Origin of the sequence: Streptomyces sp. NPDC048420 (assembly GCF_040651535.1) — a bacterium.
GTDB lineage: Bacteria > Actinomycetota > Actinomycetes > Streptomycetales > Streptomycetaceae > Streptomyces.
Window position 1 is genome coordinate 318,127 of sequence record NZ_JBEZKG010000004.1, and the last position, 18,382, is coordinate 336,508.

The following is an 18,382-nucleotide window of genomic DNA, read 5'->3' on the forward strand; positions in this document are numbered from 1 at the left end:
ACAAAACCGGGGCATGAGCGGCCGACCTCCGCGGTGTCGGGGTGATGCAGGCCAACGGGCGGATGGCCCAGCCCTCCACCACCGCAGCACACATCGCCGAGTACATCGGCACCCTGATGGACACCGGTCAGCCGAACGGGATCCCCTACAGCCCGGACACCCTGCTGGCCTACCTTTCCCGCCTTTCCCGCATCCTCACCTGGTACCCAAAGGGCGAGCGCCCGGACGGCTCGAAGATCCGCGACATCATCGAGGACTACCGCGACCTGGAGTACCCGGCCGGGCTGAGCGACCAGGCCGCCGCGCTCACCCTGGAGCACCTGCTGCCGGTGGTCGACGCCATCGACGAGTCCACCCGCATCGGACGGCGGGACGCGGCCGCGCTCGTCGTCGGCTACCGGCTGCTGCTACGCGGCATCGAGATCGCTGACCTGTCCAACGCCGACCTACGTCCGGTCCTCACCGGTCCGCGGCCGGGGGTATGGGTCCGGGTCGCCAAGACCAAGACCACCGACGCGAAGACGGCCGCCTGGCGCTTCTACCCCGACCGCGACGACCTGCGCTTCGCCGCCCGCGCCGCCGCCTGGAAAGCCGACCTCGCCGAGCTCGGCGCGGACGCCCCCCACCTGCCCTTCCTGCGCGCCCTGACCAAGAAGGGCAACCTCCAACTCGGCCGCGCCCACGCCACCGTCCGAGGCCTGCGCCTGTCCGGAGCAACATCAACACGATCATCCAGCTCCGGGCGGCCGCCGCTGGCAAGGAGATCATCGGCGGGCTGCCGGTGCGCTCGCACTCACTGCGAGTGGGCGCCAACAACGACCTCAAGCGCGGCGGAGTCTCCAGGGCCCGCCGTAACGAAGAGGGCCGCTGGTCCCCGGACTCCCAGCTCACTGACACGACGTACACCCGCGCGGACGCCCTGGCCGGCGCCCAGCAGGGCGACGCATTCGAGGCCGTGCCGCTGTACGGGCAGTGGCCGACGCCTGAGATGCCGTCCCCCGCGCCGCCGCAGGCCTGAGAGATGAACAGGAAATGTGCAGGTCAGGGCGATAATTTGGACCGGACGGCCCTGCCGCGACCGCAGGCGGCAAATTCGGTGCATGGCTGGCATCGAGATCGACGACACCACTGCGGACACGTTGCAGACTCTGGCCAACACGACGGGGCTGCCGCTGGACGCCTACCTTGCGCAGGTGGCGGCGGAGAAGCGACGGGAGCGCGCTCTGGACGAGGGTGCGGAGATCTTCCGGCAGGTCACCAGCGGGCCTGAGACGGTCGCCGCGTTCGACGCCGAATAGGGAACCCCCGTGCCGGCCCACACGGGACCGCGGGCAGTCTGAGCTGTGCCTGGCGAGTACTTCGTCGACTACCGGTGATTCCTGGAGCGCCAGGGGGAGATCATCCCGGATGACGTCCAGGTCAACGACTTCTCCGTCCTCTTCGACATGGCAGCCCGCCACAAGGCCGACCCGCCCCGCCACGACCAGCACCAGCCTGACGCCTACTGACGTGCCGCGATTGATGCTGGAAGAGTACGTTGTCCTCCGCCCCCGCCCACCCGCAACGAGCTGTACGGTTACGGCCCGGCCGCCACTGCGCCGGGGCGCGGTCGCTCGCGACCTGGCCGGCCGTCCATTGCACCATCGCGGGTCGCGCGGACTCACCCGAAGACGCCATGGCCCTCGTCATGGAGGAGCATGGCCGGCTCGACGATCGACGACCGGCACATCGCCCCTGAAGCGGAAGCCGCGATCTTCGCCTGGGCCGACGCGCAACGCCCGCAGCGCCGAGATCCTCCAGCGGTACAGCTAGGCTCGTCGGCATGGGAATCGACTGGGAGAACATGCTCGGCACAAGCGGCAATGGTCTCAACGACGCCTACGACAGCGCGGTTTCCGCGGTCATCTACAGCGAGGATCCGGGGAACGACCGCCGGCCACTCCCAGTCGGTGAAGAGCAGGACGACACAGACGGCCTGCGCTGACCTGAACACACGAAAACGCCCAGGTGAGCGTGAAGTCACAGGGGGCGTCTGGGTCTCGCAGGGCGACCGTTCCACGCGGCCTGTACGGGCCGGTGCAGGACTGCCTCGACGGCGTCTTGGGCGACTGACGCGTTCCTGAAGTGTGGCACGGTCTTCAGGGCAGCTTGGGGCCTGCCGGAGGTGCCCATGCCTGACGGGGGCCAGATCGCCTCGGCGGTGGACATGACTTGCTGGCACCGTCGTCGATGAACGCTTCCCTCGGGTCGCAGAGACCTACCCCGCCACAGCTCCAGGTCCTCGATGCCGCTCTTTTGCGCCGCTATCTGCAGTCACCCCATCCCGACCGCTATATCACTGGGGAGGCCGTTGACCATCTCGATGGCCTGACGGGATCCTTGCCCGAGACAAGCACTAAGCCGACGTGGGCCGCGGTCGGCCGACGGATCGCCCGAGACGCTCGCTGACGGCTGGCGAGGGGGAGCAGCCAGCCGGGATGTTCGGACTGACTGCTCTCAGCTCGGGAGTTGCCCGCTCGGTTCGGTCGTGCTTCATCTGTCCTGCACGATGAAGCAGGCCCGTTCGTAGAGCTCGTCGAACGTGATGACTTCGACGTCCTGGATGGATCGCCTGTACTGCTCGAAGGAAGTCATCTTCTCGGGGTTCACCACGCCGCCGTCGGTGAACTCGTTGAGGCTTCCGATCACGAGCACCTGTCGCGGGCGGACGGTGGAGACCTCGATGCCGGTCGGGGCGCCGTCGTCCCGGAACTGCCTATGCAGTTGACCGCTGACCAGTTGTTGGGCCTTGTAGGCGGTCTTCTGCACTTGCGCCACGGCGCCGACGACTTCCTTGGAGACCTGATAGACGTCCGGCGCCCGGTACGGTGCGCTGGCCAGCAGGGATGTCAGGTCGGTCTTGATCTCGCAGAACAGGAGGCTGCTAATGAAGCCCCTGGAACGCATGACGGCGTCACTGCGCTTTCCCGTCCCCGCGAAGATGTTCGCGCCGGTCGTGATGCGCTCCAGCTTGCCGTCGTCGTAGGGGCCACAGGCAACGAAGGTGAGCCCGTATCCGAAGATCCAGGAATTCTTTTCGAAGAAGCCCTGCCAGACCGCTTCCGGTCCGGCCACCTGAGCGCGCTCCTGCTGGAAGAACTCCGGGTCGCTCAACAACCGGTCGAACCTTTGGAGTTGGGCTTTGCGGTTGCTGATCAGTCGGATGTCCTCTTCCGTGAGGGCGCCGCCAACGGCGGCTCTGACGGCTTCGAGGAGTGTTGTGCGGTCCTGGTCGGCCAGGAGGCGAGCCAACTCTGCTTCGTCGCCGACGACCAGTCGCAGGCTGCTGTCAGGGATGTCCAGCCCGACGCAGCTTTCGAGGAAGCGGATGACCTTCCAGAAGCTCTCGTGGGCATCACTCGCGTCGACGAGTGCCTTGACGATCTGAGGGACCTCGGTGCCGGGTATCGCTTCCGTGGCTGCCGTTTTTGCAACCTTGCTCTTGTCCTTCTTCCACAGCTTGATCCTGGGTGAAAGGACACCGTCCTTGTTTATGAGGGTCACGTTGCACAACGTGGCCACCCGCTGCCGATCGTCCAGAAGGAAATCGGTGATCAGGCGGCTTTCGCGAGTGTCGTAGAAGTAGGGGAGCCCTTGGTCTTGGTCGCGAATCTCAAGATCTGAGAAGTCCTGCGCCGTGACATCGAACTCTGTGGTCTGGAGGCCGATGCGGAAGCCCCGCAGGACGGGGAGATCAGGCTCGGCGGTCTGGCTCCTCCAGTCCGGTGAGACGGCCGGCAGCGGGCCCAGGTCGCCTTCGACGACAAGGGACTGGACGTCTGCGCGTTGGAGACGAGTGAGTACGGCTTCCAGTCGTTGCCAGACTGCGTCGATGACGGTCTCCGTGAATGCCGGCAGGAGGACAGAAGGCACGGTGAGGACTGCCTCGTACGTGGCGTCCGTCCATCCGTCACCGGGCATGGGGTGGTAGATGCCGCCGTCACGGCGCAGCGTCAGGACAGTCGGGCGGAGCAGGTCTCGGGCGACTTTCTCGCCGTCGCGATCGAGGAGGCTGTAGGTCTGTCCGAGGACGAGGTCGAGTTTGCCGGTGTCCTCGTCATCGAGCGGCACTGAGACCAGCGGGCCGGTAGACGGCGCGGGGGCTGGAGCGTAGACCGGCCGTTCCGAAATGAACTTGAAGGGGCGGAGCGTCCAGCCGTCCGGCCCGAGGAGACGGTTCAGCTTCGCGACCCGTTGGGATGCGTGGTCAGCGTCAGGCTGCACCTCGGGATGCACGAACCGCGCCAAGAATGCGAGAAGAACCTCGTCAGGACCGTCGTGGAGTTGGAAGTGGGGGTTTTCGAAGACCCAGTTGTTTTCCCAGTCGTAGTTGGTTACCCGGTGCTTGATGATGTCTTCTCGTGCTGTTGTGTACCGAGAGTCCGTCGATGCAAGCCTGTCGAGGTCGTACAGGGATCCGAGGAAGCCGATCTCGTCGAGCCGCCCCCACCAGGGGCCACCCTCACCAGTCAGGTAGTCGACGATGTCGCGTCGCGTGAGAGTCGTGATTCTCTGCGTGCCTATCGCTGTGTGATGCCGGGGCGGCGGACTGCGTCATGGCCCCAGGATGAAGGCACTCCGCCTCCCGTGGTGGGTGATTGAACATCAAATGTCTGTCGTGCAGTGTTACCGCCTGGCCGCGGCAAGGGATCTGTTTGGCGTGGCCCGGGATTCTGTGGCTCTGCTGGCTACCTCGCGGAAGAACCGCGCCGCGCTCGAGGGGCGCATCGCACGGTGCGGTGGGAAACGGTGCGGGTCCGTGCCGACTGCGTTCGGCACGGACCCGCCGGACTATGGCCCCTCAGGAAGGGCGCGCACACCGCAGTGGGGCCGCCTGGCGCTGCCTGCTCGTGCGGCTGCGCTGCCTCGCCCAAGCCCCGGCCCGCACGGCCGGGTCGACCGTCACAGCCCGTACGGTGCAGGCCTGGCTCGCCGCGGCCCACACGCCGTCGCGAAAGAACCTCGCCGCGATCGAGCAGGCCTACCGCACGGTGCGGCGCGTGAACTTCGCCCGCTACATCCTGGCCCGCCTCAACCCGCGGCACCCGCGTGGAGATCCACCCGCTCAACCAGTCCCAGGTGAGCCGCCCCCACCAACCTCCTCTATTCCGCGTCGTGCACTGCGCGTACTCGCGAGAGGCCGTCAGGGGTCTTGGTGGAGGCTTATGCGTGTCCCGGCTGGTGCATTGACGGGTCTCATCGGTGTCGTGCTCGGGGCTTCGGCGATCAGCGTCGGGGTCGCGTCCGGCCGGTGGCAGCGAAGTGTCTCCTCAGGGACGCCACCGGAACTCGAAGATGTCCATGGCGAGACGCCGACGTGTCAATCGGGTAGGAGGGCCGGGTGACCGGCCCTCCTACCCGATTGATGCTCCGTCAGACGAGCAGCTCAGGCTTACCTTCCAAGAGGCATCCTCCGTGGTTACCTACAGCGAGGACCCCGGGGACGACCGTCGGCCACTCCCAGTCGGCGAAGAGCGCGACGATACAGATGGCCTGCGCTGACCTGAGGCACGTTGCCTTGACCACGTCGGCCCGGGTGGCTTTCTCCCGCTCGATCAGTAGCCGCCCGTACTCCGCCGCGCGCCGGGGTGTGTTGGGCTCCGCCATGAGTCGGCGGATCGCTGTGTTGATCCGCGCAGCAGCAGGGCGCAGCCGACCGTGAGGCATGGAGGGGAAGGCGTGGACAAATCGTACGGGCCCGCACCGACGACGGTCGCCGAGTTCCGCCCCGATGACGTAGCTCGGCTGGCTCCTCGGCAGGGTGGTCCCGGCGAGGGCGTGGACGAGCAGCCGAGGCACGGGGACGACCTGGTCGTCATCTTGGGCTGGAGGGTCAGGGAGTTGGCGCCCTCTGTGATCCACCGGCGGACCTGAAGGAGCGTGTTCTGCTGGGCTCGGCCGGGTTCGAGCTGGAGGCGTGACGGTGACCGGCCCGCGGTTCGGTCTGCATGAGCGTCTTGAACGGCCCGTACGGCAACGTGTGAAGGACGTGGAGGGGCGCCTCGGCCGGCTCACCCTCGCGGCCGCCGCCGCGCAGGTCGACCTCACGGGCGATGCCTGGGACACGGTGGGACGAACGGCTTCGTTTCCTCGTGGAGAGGGTCGCGGCCTGGGCCGGACATGATCCTCAGCTGACCCGCACCCTCTGTACGGAAGGGCCCGCACGGCTTGCTGTGCGGGCCCTTCCGTGTGATCCCTTGCTTTGCGGACGCACACGTCCTAGTGGGGCGTATCCCGCCTCCCAGGTGGGAGATGAGTGGGAGACAAGTGGGAGATGATCATGGCGTGGTGCTGCAATCAGGCGCTAGAAAATGCTAGATAGCGCTACCTGTGCGGCCCTGGTTCAGCCCCCGGATTCGGCCGCGTGAGGAGACAGCACACCCGCGCTGACCAGGGCGATGATGACGATGCCGAGGGCGATGCGGTACCAGACGAAGGGCATGAAGCTCTTGGTCGAGATGAACTTCATGAACCAGGCGATGACCGCGTAGCCGACGCCGAAGGCGATCACCGTGGCGAAGATCGTGGGGCCCCAGGAGACGTGGTCGTTCTCCATCGCGTCCTTCAACTCGAAGAGGCCGGAGGCGAGTACGGCCGGGATGGCGAGGAGGAAGGAGTAACGCGCCGCCGATTCGCGCTTGTAGCCCATGAAGAGGCCGCCGCTGATGGTGGCTCCGGAGCGGGAGACGCCCGGGACGAGGGCCATGGCCTGGCAGAGGCCGTAGATCAGGCCGTCCTTGATGCCCAGGTCCTCAAGTCCCTTGCGCTGCTTGGGCGCCCGGTGCTTGCCGCCGGTCTCGTCGCGTGCCGCCAGCCGGTCGGCGATTCCGATGATGACGCCCACGACGATCAACATCGTCGCGGTGATGCGCAGATCGCGGAACGGCCCCTCGATCTGGTCCTTGAACAGCAGGCCCAGCACGCCGATCGGGATCGAGCCGACGATCACCAGCCAGCCCATCTGCGCGTCGTGGTCCGCGCGCAGCTCCTTGTTGACCAGCGAACGGCTCCAGGTGGAGATGATCCGCCCGATGTCCTTGCGGAAGTAGATCAGCACGGCGGCCTCGGTGCCGATCTGGGTGATCGCGGTGAAGGCCGCCCCGGGGTCCTTCCAGCCGGAGAAGGCCGCGGTCAGGCGCAGATGCGCGCTGGACGAGACGGGAAGGAACTCGGTCAGCCCCTGGACGAGTCCGAGGATGAGTGATTCAAACCAAGACATGAAGTTACGGCGTCCAAGTGCTGATCGTGTGAGGGGAGTCGGGCGCGCCACATCACCGGGCGCGGTGATCGGGGTGCGAGGGGCAGCGTAGCGCCCCGCGGCGACAGGCCCGCCACAGGGGCGGTCAGGCGGCTGTCGGTCCGGTCACCGTCCAGCCGGGGGTCTGCGGATGAGCCGTCAGATCCTCGTGGGACACATCGCCCCCGCAGGCGGAGCAGGTGACGACCGGCAGCAGTTCGTTGCCGCAGCTGTGCTCGACGACCATCGGCCGGTCGTCGTCGTTGCGCAGATGCCGGTCGCCCCACGCCATGAGCGTGAGCAGCATCGGCTCCAGTTCGAGGCCCGCCTGTGTGGGCCGGTACTCGAACCGCTGCGGACGCTCGCTGTAGGCGCGCTTCGTGAGGATCCCGGCGTCGACGAGCCGCCGCAGCCTGGTGGCCAGGACGTCGCGCGGGGCCCCGATGTTGCGTACCAGCTGGTCGAAGCGGCCGTTGCCCATGCAGACCTCCCTCACTACGAGCAGGGAGTACTTTTCACCGACGAGGGCGAGGGTGTCTGCGATCGAGCAGGGGCGCGGATCTTTGGTGGCGGCCATGCCGCCCAGCTTAATAGAGGGTTGGATTTCCAAACTCACAGAGTTATGGTGAGTTTGAATTTCCTACTCACTAGTAGTCGCCCGCACCCCGGAGGCCCGCACCATGCGTGACGCAGTGATCGTCGAAGCCGTACGCACTCCTATAGGCAAGGGCAAGCCGAACGGCGCCCTCGCGCACGTCCACCCCGTCGAACTCCTCGCCCACACCCTGCGCACCCTCGTGGAGCGTTCCGGTATCGACCCGGCGCTCATCGACGACGTCATCGGCGGGACCGTCGACCAGGTCGGCGAGCAGGCCATGAACACCACCCGTTACGCGGCGCTGTCGGCGGGCCTCCCGGAGACGGTTCCGGCGACGACGGTGGACCGCCAGTGCGGTTCCTCGCAGCAGGCCGTGCACTTCGCGGCGCAGGGCGTGGTCGCGGGCGCGTACGACATCGTCGTGGCCTGCGGTGTCGAGTCGATGAGCCGGGTGCCGATGTGGTCCAACGTCCCCGAGGGCAAGGACCCCTTCGGCCCCGGGATCGCAGAGCGCTACAAGGACGGCCTCGTCCCGCAGGGCATCAGCGCCGAGCTCATCTCGGCGAAGTGGTCGATCACGCGCGAGCAGATGGACGCGTTCGCCGTCTCCTCGCACCACAAGGCCGCCGATGCCTGGGAGAAGGGCCTGTTCGACGCCGAGGTCGCACCCCTGGACGGCGTCTCGCGCGACGAGTGCGTACGGCCGGGCAGCACCCTCGAGACCCTCGCGGGCCTCAAGCCCGCCTTCTACGACCCGAAACTCGCCGAACGCTTCCCCCAGATCGAGTGGAACGTCACCGCGGCCAACTCCAGCCCGATCAACGACGGCGCCTCCGCCGTCCTGATCATGTCGAGCGAGACAGCGGAACGCCTGGGCCTGCGCCCCCTGGCCCGCCTCCACAGCTTCGCCGTCACCGGCTCCGACCCGATCCTCATGCTCACGGGGGTCATCCCGGCGACGGAGAAGGTCCTGCGCCGGGCGCAGCTCACCCTGGACGACATCGACCTGTTCGAGGTCAACGAGGCCTTCTCCAGCGTGGTCCTGGCCTGGCAGCAGGAGACGGGTGCGGACCTGTCCAAGGTGAACGTGCACGGCGGGGCGATCGCGCTGGGCCACCCCCTGGGCGCGAGCGGCACCCGCCTGACGACCACGCTGGTGCACGCGATGCGGGAGCGAGGGGCCCGCTACGCGCTGCAGACGATGTGCGAGGCGGGCGGCCTGGCCAACGCGATGATCCTGGAAAGGGTCTAGCTGGAGCGCCCCATCAGGGGCGCGGGGAACCGCGGCACGCTCATGGGCGCTCTCAACGTGCCCGCAGATGGTGCCGCTTGCGCCACGCCACCACAGCCCCCGCCAGCCCCGGCAGGGCAATCGCGGCCATGGCGATCAGAAACGCGGGCGACGTGGGCGCTGAAGCCCGCGCCCCGGCGACCACGTACGCGGCGGTGTTCGGTATCGACCCGAGTGCCGTCGCGACGAGGAACGGCACGTACCCCATACGGGAGACCGCGGCGCAGTAGTTCGCCGCCCAGAACGGCACTCCGGGAAACAGCCGTGCCGCCAGCATCGACCGGAACCCGTGCCGGCTCAGTTGGCCGTCCGCCGCCTTCAGCCACCGCCCCCGCAGCAGGGGCCGCAGCGCGTCCTGCCCGAGCACCCGGCCCAGGCCGAAGGCGATCCCGGCCCCGAGGACGGTGCCGCCGAGTGCCGACGCGAGCCCCAGCTGCGAACCGAAGAGGGCGCCGGCCGCGAGGTTCAGCAGCGGCCGTGGGACGAAGGCCACGGTGCACAGCCCGTACGCCACCGCGAACACAGCCGCGGCCGCGACCCCGCCGAGCTGGGGTGGCCAGCCGTCGGAGAGCAGTCTCTGTGGCTCGAAGAGCAGGACGATGGACGCGGCGCCCGCGAGCAGCGCGAGGAGCAGGGAGAACCGGGACCACGGGGACAGCAGAACTCTCGTGCAACGGGAGGCGAGACCCACCGGAGCGGGGACAGGGAGTGCGAGCTCCGTGGCGGTGGCCGGGGGAGTGGCCGTGGCGGTGCCCCCAGAGCGGGTGGTGGCATCGAGCATCCAGTGACGGTAACCGACCCGGATGTGTGATCGCCGTACGGATGGCGTCGGTTGTGCGGACGGGCGGCGACGGGCGGCCATAAAAAACCGTTCGACGTGGGACGACGCGTCGGACATGATCTGCGTCATGTTCCGGTACGCCTTCGCTCTCGCAGCATCCGCAGTCGCGGATGCGCCGAAGGCTGCCGTTCCCGTTTTCCCGGCCGCCGCAGACGGCGCCCGAAGCTGACCCTTCCCGGATCGTCCGGCGGACCCCGCAGGGGGAGGGTCGGCAAGTCCTTGGGGTCCCCGTTCTTCCACGAACACGCAGAGGCTTCGAGGTACAGCCATGTCGAAAACCGCTTACGTGCGCACCAAGCCGCACCTGAACATCGGCACGATGGGTCACGTCGACCACGGCAAGACGACCCTGACCGCCGCCATCACCAAGGTCCTCGCCGAGCGCGGAAGCGGCACGTTCGTGCCGTTCGACCGCATCGACCGCGCCCCGGAGGAGGCCGCGCGCGGGATCACCATCAACATCGCGCACGTCGAGTACGAGACCGACACCCGGCACTACGCCCACGTGGACATGCCGGGCCACGCCGACTACGTCAAGAACATGGTCACCGGGGCCGCGCAGCTCGACGGGGCGATCCTCGTCGTCTCCGCGCTCGACGGGATCATGCCGCAGACCGCGGAGCATGTGCTCCTCGCCCGGCAGGTGGGCGTGGACCATGTCGTGGTCGCGCTCAACAAGGCGGACGCGGCCGACGAGGAACTGGTCGAGCTCGTCGAACTGGAGGTCCGCGAACTGCTCACCGCGCACGGTTACGGCGGCGACGCCGTGCCCGTCGTACGGGTCTCGGGGCTGAAGGCCTTGGAGGGGGACCCGCGCTGGACGGCGTCGATCGAGGCGCTGCTCGACGCGGTGGACACGTACGTGCCCATGCCGGAGCGGTACCTGGACGCGCCCTTCCTGATGCCCGTCGAGAACGTGCTGACCATCACCGGCCGGGGGACCGTGGTGACCGGTGCGATCGAGCGGGGCACGGTGCGGGTGGGTGACCGGGTCGAAGTGCTCGGGGCCGCCGTGGAGACGGTGGTGACCGGGGTCGAGACCTTCGGCAAGCCGATGGAGGAGGCGCAGGCCGGGGACAACGTGGCGTTGCTGCTGCGGGGTGTGCCGCGGGATGCCGTACGGCGAGGGCATGTCGTGGCCGCGCCGGGAAGTGTGGTGCCGAGTCGTCGGTTCACCGCGCAGGTGTATGTGCTGTCGGCGCGGGAGGGCGGGCGTACGACGCCCGTCTCCACCGGGTATCGGCCGCAGTTCTACATCCGTACGGCGGATGTCGTGGGCGATGTCGACCTCGGTGAGGTCGCTGTCGCACGGCCGGGGGAGCGGGTGGTCATGACCGTGGAGTTGGGTCGGGACGTGCCGCTCGAGGCCGGGCTCGGGTTCGCCATCCGTGAGGGTGGGCGGACCGTGGGTGCGGGCACGGTGACGGCCGTCGTCTGAGGGTGGTCGCGGTCTGAGGGGGCTGCGGGGTCGTTGTGGCTGGTCGCGCCCGCGCGGCGGAGCCGCACATCGATACGGCCCCGCGCCCCCGAGTCGGCACACTGGACGTGTGAACAACTCGATACCCGTCGCCAAGGCCACCGACTTCGGCTTCGCCAAGCTCATGCCCGACGTCGATCGGGAGCGGGCCTGGTTGCTGACCGTGGACGGGGCTCCGCAGTCCTATGTCGATCTCGACGAGCCGACGCATCTCGAGTTCGAGTACACCCGGCGGCTCGGGCATGTGCTGGACCTCGTCTCGGAGGCGGGGCGGGCGCTGGACGTCGTACATCTCGGTGGGGGTGGGCTGACGCTGCCGCGGTATCTGGCCGCCACCCGGCCGGGGTCGCGGCAGGACGTCGTCGAGTTCGACCGGGGCCTGCTGGAGCTGGTCGTCGAGCAGCTGCCGCTTCCGGAGGGGGCGGCGATCGCGGTGCACGCGGCCGATGCCCGGGAGTGGCTGGAAAAGGCCCCGGCGGGCTCGGCCGACGTGCTCGTCGCCGATGTCTTCGGGGGATCCAGGGTGCCGGCGCAGCTGACCTCCCTGGAGTACGCCCGGGAAGCCGCACGGGTGCTTCGGGGCGACGGTGTCTATCTCGCGAACCTCGCCGACTCCGCCCCCTTCGCGTTCCTGCGGCCCCAACTCGCCAACTTCGCCGAGGTCTTCGAGGAACTCGTGCTGGTCGCCGAGCCGGGGGTGCTGCGGGGGCGGCGGTTCGGAAACGCGGTGCTCGTGGCCGGGCAGTTGCCTCTCGACACGGCGGCCCTGGCACGGCGTACCGCGGCCGACGCCTTTCCCGCGCGCGTGGAACACGGAGCCGGGCTGCGGGAGTTCATCGGTGGGGCGCGGCCGGTGCGGGACGCGGACGCGGTGGCCTCACCCGAGCCCCCCGACGGGGCGTTCGGCATCGGCTGAGGCGTTCGCGGGGAGCGGGGTGACCTGTTTGGTGTTCCGGCGCAGGTTGCGCACGTCCGGTACGCACAGGACGGTCGCCGTCACCGCCGCGATCAGGCCCGCGCAGCCCCACAGGGCGGCGGTCCGTCCGAACGCCGACTCCGCCGGGCCCGCCAGCGCCGCCGCGAGCGGCATGAGGGCGACCGAGCCGAACCAGTCGTAGGCCGAGACCCGGGAGAGCTTCTCCTCCGGTATCTCCTGGTGCAGGGCGGTCATCCAGGAGACGCCGAACACCTCGACGGTCGCGCCGGCCAGGAACATCGCCGTGCACAGCAGGGGCACCGACACCGGTACGGCGAGCGCGGCCGACGGCAGGGCCATCGGGAACACGCACAGGATGCCCACGAACAGCAGGCGGTTGGGCTTCCAGCGGGTCATGAGGAGGGCGCCCACGACTGTGCCCGCGCCGAAGAAGCCCAGGGCCACGCCCCAGGGGCCCGCGCCGCCCAGGTCGTCCCGGGCGACGAGCGGGCCGTAGACCGCGTCGGCGGCGCCGAGGACCGCGTTGGCTATGGAGAACTGGACGACTATGCCCCACAGCCACGGCCGTCCCGCGACCTCCCGCCAGCCGTCCCGGAGGTCGGCGAGCATGCCGGCGCCCGGTTCACGGGCCGGTATGTGGCTGACGTCGAGGAAAGAGCGCAGCGAACCGGCGACCGCGAAGGCCACCGCGTCCGCCGCGAGCACCCAGCCGGGGCCGACCGCCGCGACCATCGCACCGCCGAGCGCGGCGCCGCCCAGTGCCGCGCCCTGCATCGCCATCCGGAACACCGCGAAGGCCCGGCCGGCCTGTTCGCCGCTCACCGAGGACAGCAGCATGCCCTCGGCCGCCGGGCTGAAGAACGCCTGGCCCGTTCCGCCCAGCGCGGTCAGCAGCATCATCTGCCACAGCCGGGGCTCGCCGGTCAGGACCAGGAGGGCGAACAGGCCCTGGGAGAGGCAGTTCAGGGAGTTGGCAGCGACCATCACGCGGTGCCGGGGCAGACGGTCCGCCACCGCCCCGCCGATCAGCAGGAAGACCACCAGCGGCAGGGTGCGCGCGGCGGCCACCAGGCCCACGTCGCCGCCGTCGCCGCCCGCCTCCAGTACGGCGAACGCGGCGGCGATCATGGCGCCGTTGCTGCCGAGGCTCGTCACGAACGCGGCGGTGGTCAGCAGGCTGTAGTTGCGGCTCGCCCAGGGGGGTCTGCGGGCGCGGTGCGATGAGTCGGCGGAGGGGGTCACCGGCCGACTATCGCCGCCGGGGTGCCGCCTTGCCAAACCAATTGCAGGCCAGATCGTGAGGGGGCGGTGTCCATCGTGGGCAGCTGCCGCAAGGAGACGGCGATCACTGGCACCGTGCCTGGTCAGCGTTCTCTACTCGCGGGTAACATCGCGGCCATGAGCGCAGACCAGATGTCCATCGGCGAGATGCTCGCCGCCACCGTGCCCATGGCCCGGACCCTGAACCTCGAGTTCCTGGAGACCAGTCCGGACAAGGCCGTGGTCGCCCTGCCCGACCAGGGTGAGTTCCACAACCACGTGGGCGGCCCGCACGCCGGTGCCATGTTCACGCTCGGCGAGTCGGCGAGCGGGGCGATCGTCCTGGCCGCGTTCGGCGATCAGCTCTCCCGCGCGGTACCGCTCGCCGTCAGCGCCGAGATCGCGTACCGGAAGCTCGCGATGGGTCCGGTGACCGCCACGGCGACCCTGGGCCGCCCGGCCGCCGAGGTCGTCGCCCAGCTGGACGCGGGGGAGCGCCCGGAGTTCCCGGTCACGATCGAGATCAGCCGTGCGGACGGGACGGTCACGGGTGAGATGACGGTGGTGTGGACGCTGCGGCCGAACGGCTGAGGGCGCGGTGACGGCTGACGGCATGTGTCCGCGGGTTCCGCGGTGCCTGGTCCCCGAGGCCGGGGTCAGGCCGCCAGTCGCCCCCGTTCGACCCCCTCGCCGTTCTCCAGCCCCGCCACGAACTCCTTGAGCCAGCCGATGAACTCGGGGCCCAGGTCGGCGCGGTCGCAGGCGAGGCGGACCACCGTGCGGAGGTAGTCCGCCTTGTCGCCGGTGTCGTAGCGGAGGCCGTCGAAGACGACGCCGTGGACCGTGCCGTCGGCCGCGAGGTCCTGGAGGGCGTCGGTGAGCTGGATCTCGCCGCCGCGGCCGGGTGAAGTGCGGTCGAGGACGTCGAAGACGGCGGGGTCGAGGACGTAGCGGCCGATGACCGCGTAAGTGCTCGGGGCCTTCTCGGGTGACGGCTTCTCGACCAGGCCGGTCACGCGGACCACGCCTTCGTCCTCCGTCGCCTCCACGGCCGCGCAGCCGTAGAGGTGGATCTGCTCGCGCGGTACCTCCATGAGGGCGACCACGCTGCCCGCGTACCGGTCGCGGACGTCGAGCATGGTGCTGAGCAGGGTCTCGCGCGGGTCGATCAGGTCGTCGCCGAGGAGGACGGCGAAGGGCTGGTCGCCGACATGGCGGCGGGCGCAGAGCACCGCGTGGCCGAGGCCGAGCGGCTCGCCCTGGCGGATGTGGTGGATGTTGGCGAGGCGGGCCGGGTCGCGTACCGCGTCCAGGCGTACCGCGTCTCCCTTGGCCGCAAGAGCCTGTTCCAGCTCGAAGGCGTTGTCGAAGTGGTCCTCGATGGCCCGCTTGTGGCGGCCGGTGACCATGAGGACGTCGTCGAGCCCGGCCGCGGCGGCCTCCTCGACGACGTACTGGATGGCCGGCTTGTCGACGACCGGGAGCATCTCCTTCGGGGTCGCCTTGGTCGCCGGCAGGAACCGGGTGCCGAGCCCGGCGGCCGGGACCACCGCCTTGCGGACCGTGTGGGTGGGGGCGGGGGTGTCTGTCGTGTGGGGGACGATCATGCGGATCATGCTGCGGCACCGCGATGAGAGCCCACCGGGAGACGCCTGGGAGCTTGCTGTGGGCCGGGCCGGAAGTTGGAGATTTCGTGTGCCAGGTATCTGGCGGCGTACACAACTTGACGCCGACGCCCCGCTTATTTCGAATGCCGGTGCGGATACCGGCGGTAACTTTTCTGAATCCGTCCCTTTTTGAACATCGGTCACTCGAACTTCTTGTTCACTGTGCAGTAATTGTGCGAAGGTGAGCGCCCCCGGTGGCCGAGTCGGAACTGACGCGGCATAGGTATGCACCAATCAGGCACCTGCTTTCCGAGGGCGCGCATTTTCCGTGCCGCCCTGCGGCCTGGAAGGAATTGGTCCCGTGCAATCCGCTTACCCTCCACGACCCCCCTACCCCCCGCGGCCCGGATCGAGTCCGGGGGAGTCCGACCGCAATCTCCTGGCCCGGCTCGGGGAGAACCGTGTGGACGGCCATGCCGTCGCCCTGCTGATGGCACGGCACTGGCAGGCGACATACGAATACTCCGTCATATGCCTCGCCTCTTGGTCGGGTTCGGCGTCGATGGCGGCCACCGCCGCATTCCACCGGGTTCTCGGACGTGCGGGTGACGGAGCGCTGCGGCCGCAACTTCTCATAGCGGTAAGGGAGTTCGTCAAGGAGTGGGCCGCCGATGACGCGGTGTCCACCGTACTGCCGGAACTCCGCAAGACGATAGGGGGCCGTGGTCTACGCGCGGCGAGGTCCGCCACCCCCGAAAGGCGACTGCTCGCCGAGCGCGCATTCCGGGCCCTTCCGGGAGCCTCACAATGCCTGCTGTGGCATGCCGAGGTCGAGGCCGAGCCGCTTTCCGTACCTGCCGGTCTGTTGGGCGTCGACACCGCCCGCGCGACCGCCGCCCTCGAGCAGGCCCGCGAGCAATTCCGTACCGGCTGTGTGCGCGCCCATCGGGAACTCGCGCCGACCAGCGAATGCCGCTTCTACAACCGACTCCTGGATGTCCCGATTCGCCGGGGCGGAGACCTGCTGCCCGATGTGCGGAAACATCTGACGGAATGCCGCTACTGCCGGCACGCGGCCGAACAGCTCAGCCATTTCGAGGGCGGCCTCGAGGTGCTGCTCGCCGAGACGGTGCTCGGCTGGGGCGCCCACCGCTATCTGGAATCGCGGCCGGCGCGCGCCGCGGGCCGCCCGGCGGCGGACCCGCGTGGGTCGGCGGACCCACGCGGATCGGGGGACCCGCGTAGGACGGGGGCCCGTACCCGGCAGCCCGGCGGACGCCACCGTCCCCTCCCGGCCGGCCTGCTCGCCCAGCCCCGCAAGCACCCGAGGGCCGTCCTCCTGGGCGTGGGACTGACGTCTCTCGCGCTGCTCGCCACGGTGCTCGTCGCCAAGGGCTGGACCGACGACGGCGTGCCCACGACCGGCGCGACGTGGGGCGCGGTCAGCGGCAACACCGTACGGCCGGACCCGTCGGAGGTCTCGCAGGAGGCCGGGTCCCCGTCCGCCGCCTCCATGGGCAACCCGGTCGAGGTGGGCCACGGCAGGCTCCGCAACGCCGACGACGGACTGTGCCTCGACATGCTCGACGCACGGGCCGACGACGGCACGAGGGCCGTGCTGGCGCGGTGCTCCTCCGCCGGATCCCAGCAGTGGGCGTATCAGGACGACGGACTGCTGCGCAGCGCCGTCAACCCCGGCCTCTGCCTCGACTCGGACGCCGAGAAGCGGTCCGTGGTGGTCGCCGACTGCCTCGCGCACGGGGGCGAGGTCCGCTACGACCTCACCGTGCGCGGCGAACTCCTGCTGCGCCGCGGGAAGGGGCTGCTGGTCGCACCCGGCAAGGGGGACACCGTGACCGTCACCGAACGGGACGGTACGAAGGGGCAGCGGTGGTACCTGGAGTTCGCCGTGGAGAGTGCGCCGGCCCAGCAGGGCACGCGGCCGCCGGAGGACCTGGGGACGGGCGGCCCGTCCGGGAGCCCTTCCGGAGGGCCGGACGCGGAGCCGGTCGCACCCGACCTGGTCCCGGCGCCGCCTTCCGGAGCCGACGGCCGGCCCGGCCAGGAGCCGAACCAGAGCCCCGGCCGGCCCTCGAACCAGCAGGGGACCCCGCCGGAGCGGTACGAGACCCGGGTCGCCCAGGTCGACCACGGCCACTCCGAGCCGGCCGCACGCCCCGCGCCGGTCGAGAAGGCGGGAGCAGCGGTGGGCGCGGTCGCGCACACCGTGACGTCGCTGACGGCTCCCGTCACGTCGACCCTTCGGACCGCGCTGCCGTAGCCGGAAGCGCGGTCGCGGCCGGGGTCGCACCGAGGGGGGTGACCCCGGCCGCGCCTCTCTCCTCCGTTGCTTCGGACATCGGTTCTCGTGACCCGGTAGGCTGCCCCGGCGTGCGTCGGTGGTTGGCGCACGCAGCGAACGCGACTCAGGAGGAACCGGCGTTGCACGTCCAGGAATGGCTCGACACCGTGCCCCCGGCCGCCGTCTACGCCCTGGTGGGCCTGGTCATCGGCCTGGAGAGCCTGGGCATTCCGCTGCCCGGCGAGATCATCCTGGTCTCGGCCGCGCTGCTGTCCTCACAGCACGCGGGGATCAACCCCGTGGTGCTCGGCACGTGCGCCAGCGTCGGCGCGATCGTCGGTGACTCCATCGGCTACGCGATCGGACGCAAGGGCGGGCGGCCGTTGCTGGCCTGGCTGGCCGGCAAGTTCCCCAAGCACTTCAGTGAAGGCCATGTCGCCACGGCGGAGCGGTCCTTCGAGAAGTGGGGCATGTGGGCGGTGTTCTTCGGCCGCTTCGTGGCCCTGCTGCGGATCTTCGCCGGACCGCTCGCCGGTGTGCTGCGGATGCCGTACTGGAAGTTCCTGATCGCCAACGTGCTGGGCGGAATCGTCTGGGCCGGCGGGACCACCGCGGTCATCTACTACGTGGGCATCGTCGCGGAGTCCTGGCTGAAGCGGTTCTCGTGGCTGGGACTCGTGCTCGCGGTGCTCATCGGGCTCACCTCGATGCTCGTGCTCAAGCGCCGGGCGGCGAAGGCGACGGCCCAGATGCAGGCGGCCGAACCGGAGACCGTCCCGGCCGCCGACTGAGG

Annotated in this window: 16 protein-coding genes and 1 pseudogene; 11 read left to right on the top strand and 6 right to left on the bottom strand. The window is 69.5% G+C overall.

Annotation, left to right across the window (positions count from 1 at the left end; translation table 11 throughout):
• Window positions 1-44 precede the first annotated feature (44 nt).
• The 3 genes from AB0D34_RS08920 to AB0D34_RS08930 all read left to right on the top strand — a co-directional run bounded on the left by AB0D34_RS08920 (window position 45) and on the right by AB0D34_RS08930 (window position 1,984).
• On the top strand, window positions 45-1,025 hold the full coding sequence (locus AB0D34_RS08920; protein ID WP_362658672.1) for a hypothetical protein: 981 nt from the start codon (window positions 45-47) through the stop codon (window positions 1,023-1,025).
• Between the two features lie 75 nt (window positions 1,026-1,100).
• Complete coding sequence (locus tag AB0D34_RS08925) at window positions 1,101-1,298, top strand: antitoxin MazE7 (RefSeq protein ID WP_362658675.1); 198 nt, start codon at window positions 1,101-1,103, stop codon at window positions 1,296-1,298.
• 524 nt (window positions 1,299-1,822) lie between these two features.
• Window positions 1,823-1,984 carry a hypothetical protein gene (locus AB0D34_RS08930; RefSeq protein ID WP_362658678.1) on the top strand — a complete coding sequence of 54 codons (162 nt, stop codon included), beginning with the start codon at window positions 1,823-1,825 and terminating at the stop codon, window positions 1,982-1,984.
• A gap of 548 nt (window positions 1,985-2,532) precedes the next feature.
• On the opposite strand, the gene AB0D34_RS08935 is transcribed toward AB0D34_RS08930, so the two are convergent.
• The gene (locus AB0D34_RS08935) at window positions 2,533-4,563 is read right to left on the bottom strand and encodes a Shedu anti-phage system protein SduA domain-containing protein (protein ID WP_362659050.1); all 2,031 of its coding nucleotides are present in this window, start codon (window positions 4,561-4,563) and stop codon (window positions 2,533-2,535) included.
• A 344-nt stretch (window positions 4,564-4,907) separates the two neighbouring features.
• Between AB0D34_RS08935 and AB0D34_RS08940 the strand changes: the two are divergent.
• Together AB0D34_RS08940 and AB0D34_RS08945 are read left to right on the top strand one after the other, a co-directional pair.
• Window positions 4,908-5,136, top strand: a pseudogene (locus AB0D34_RS08940) (transcriptional regulator); the annotation flags it as partial.
• A gap of 582 nt (window positions 5,137-5,718) precedes the next feature.
• Complete coding sequence (locus tag AB0D34_RS08945) at window positions 5,719-5,913, top strand: hypothetical protein (RefSeq protein WP_362658681.1); 195 nt, start codon at window positions 5,719-5,721, stop codon at window positions 5,911-5,913.
• A gap of 469 nt (window positions 5,914-6,382) precedes the next feature.
• On the opposite strand, the gene AB0D34_RS08950 is transcribed toward AB0D34_RS08945, so the two are convergent.
• Entirely contained in the window at window positions 6,383-7,258 is an 876-nt protein-coding gene (locus tag AB0D34_RS08950) for an undecaprenyl-diphosphate phosphatase (RefSeq protein ID WP_362658684.1), read from the bottom strand.
• Window positions 7,259-7,382: 124 nt separating this feature from the next.
• On the bottom strand, window positions 7,383-7,853 hold the full coding sequence (locus AB0D34_RS08955) for a helix-turn-helix domain-containing protein (protein ID WP_362658687.1): 471 nt from the start codon (window positions 7,851-7,853) through the stop codon (window positions 7,383-7,385).
• Between the two features lie 103 nt (window positions 7,854-7,956).
• Here AB0D34_RS08955 and AB0D34_RS08960 point away from each other — a divergent pair, with 103 nt between their 5' ends.
• Window positions 7,957-9,126: a thiolase family protein gene (locus tag AB0D34_RS08960; protein WP_362658690.1), complete on the top strand. Its 1,170-nt coding sequence runs from the start codon at window positions 7,957-7,959 to the stop codon at window positions 9,124-9,126.
• A 52-nt stretch (window positions 9,127-9,178) separates the two neighbouring features.
• Here AB0D34_RS08960 and AB0D34_RS08965 read toward each other — a convergent pair whose 3' ends face one another.
• Window positions 9,179-9,946, bottom strand: a complete 768-nt coding sequence (locus AB0D34_RS08965; protein WP_362658694.1) for a TVP38/TMEM64 family protein — start codon at window positions 9,944-9,946, stop codon at window positions 9,179-9,181.
• Window positions 9,947-10,274: 328 nt separating this feature from the next.
• On the opposite strand from AB0D34_RS08965, the gene tuf reads away from it, so the two are divergent.
• Together tuf and AB0D34_RS08975 are read left to right on the top strand one after the other, a co-directional pair.
• On the top strand, window positions 10,275-11,444 hold the full coding sequence (gene tuf / locus AB0D34_RS08970; RefSeq protein WP_362658697.1) for an elongation factor Tu: 1,170 nt from the start codon (window positions 10,275-10,277) through the stop codon (window positions 11,442-11,444).
• A gap of 109 nt (window positions 11,445-11,553) precedes the next feature.
• A complete protein-coding gene (locus tag AB0D34_RS08975; RefSeq protein WP_362658700.1) occupies window positions 11,554-12,399 on the top strand; it encodes a fused MFS/spermidine synthase in 846 nt (281 codons plus the stop codon).
• Here AB0D34_RS08975 and AB0D34_RS08980 read toward each other — a convergent pair.
• Window positions 12,361-13,662, bottom strand: coding sequence for an MFS transporter (locus AB0D34_RS08980; protein ID WP_362658703.1), 1,302 nt, complete (start codon window positions 13,660-13,662; stop codon window positions 12,361-12,363). The two genes, AB0D34_RS08975 and AB0D34_RS08980, sit on opposite strands and share 39 nt — an antisense overlap.
• A gap of 171 nt (window positions 13,663-13,833) precedes the next feature.
• Between AB0D34_RS08980 and AB0D34_RS08985 the strand changes: the two genes are divergently transcribed.
• A complete protein-coding gene (locus tag AB0D34_RS08985) occupies window positions 13,834-14,271 on the top strand; it encodes a DUF4442 domain-containing protein (protein WP_362659052.1) in 438 nt (145 codons plus the stop codon).
• A 65-nt stretch (window positions 14,272-14,336) separates the two neighbouring features.
• On the opposite strand, the gene galU is transcribed toward AB0D34_RS08985, so the two are convergent.
• Window positions 14,337-15,287, bottom strand: coding sequence for a UTP--glucose-1-phosphate uridylyltransferase GalU (gene galU / locus AB0D34_RS08990; protein ID WP_362658705.1), 951 nt, complete (start codon window positions 15,285-15,287; stop codon window positions 14,337-14,339).
• Between the two features lie 463 nt (window positions 15,288-15,750).
• On the opposite strand from galU, the gene AB0D34_RS08995 reads away from it, so the two are divergent.
• Window positions 15,751-17,568, top strand: coding sequence for an RICIN domain-containing protein (locus AB0D34_RS08995; protein WP_362658707.1), 1,818 nt, complete (start codon window positions 15,751-15,753; stop codon window positions 17,566-17,568).
• Window positions 17,569-17,729: 161 nt separating this feature from the next.
• Entirely contained in the window at window positions 17,730-18,380 is a 651-nt protein-coding gene (locus AB0D34_RS09000) for a DedA family protein (RefSeq protein ID WP_362658710.1), read from the top strand.
• Window positions 18,381-18,382 lie beyond the last annotated feature (2 nt).

What these genes read in the sequence shown, in the direction of transcription:
- AB0D34_RS08920 (WP_362658672.1), top strand. Translation starts at nt 45, where the DNA reads ATGCAGGCCAACGGGCGGATGGCCCAGCCCTCCACCACCGCAGCACAC.
- AB0D34_RS08925 (WP_362658675.1), top strand. Translation starts at nt 1,101, where the DNA reads ATGGCTGGCATCGAGATCGACGACACCACTGCGGACACGTTGCAGACT.
- AB0D34_RS08930 (WP_362658678.1), top strand. Translation starts at nt 1,823, where the DNA reads ATGGGAATCGACTGGGAGAACATGCTCGGCACAAGCGGCAATGGTCTC.
- AB0D34_RS08950 (WP_362658684.1), bottom strand. Translation starts at nt 7,258, where the DNA reads ATGTCTTGGTTTGAATCACTCATCCTCGGACTCGTCCAGGGGCTGACC.
- AB0D34_RS08955 (WP_362658687.1), bottom strand. Translation starts at nt 7,853, where the DNA reads ATGGCCGCCACCAAAGATCCGCGCCCCTGCTCGATCGCAGACACCCTC.
- AB0D34_RS08960 (WP_362658690.1), top strand. Translation starts at nt 7,957, where the DNA reads ATGCGTGACGCAGTGATCGTCGAAGCCGTACGCACTCCTATAGGCAAG.
- AB0D34_RS08965 (WP_362658694.1), bottom strand. Translation starts at nt 9,946, where the DNA reads ATGCTCGATGCCACCACCCGCTCTGGGGGCACCGCCACGGCCACTCCC.
- tuf (WP_362658697.1), top strand. Translation starts at nt 10,275, where the DNA reads ATGTCGAAAACCGCTTACGTGCGCACCAAGCCGCACCTGAACATCGGC.
- AB0D34_RS08985 (WP_362659052.1), top strand. Translation starts at nt 13,834, where the DNA reads ATGTCCATCGGCGAGATGCTCGCCGCCACCGTGCCCATGGCCCGGACC.
- galU (WP_362658705.1), bottom strand. Translation starts at nt 15,287, where the DNA reads ATGATCGTCCCCCACACGACAGACACCCCCGCCCCCACCCACACGGTC.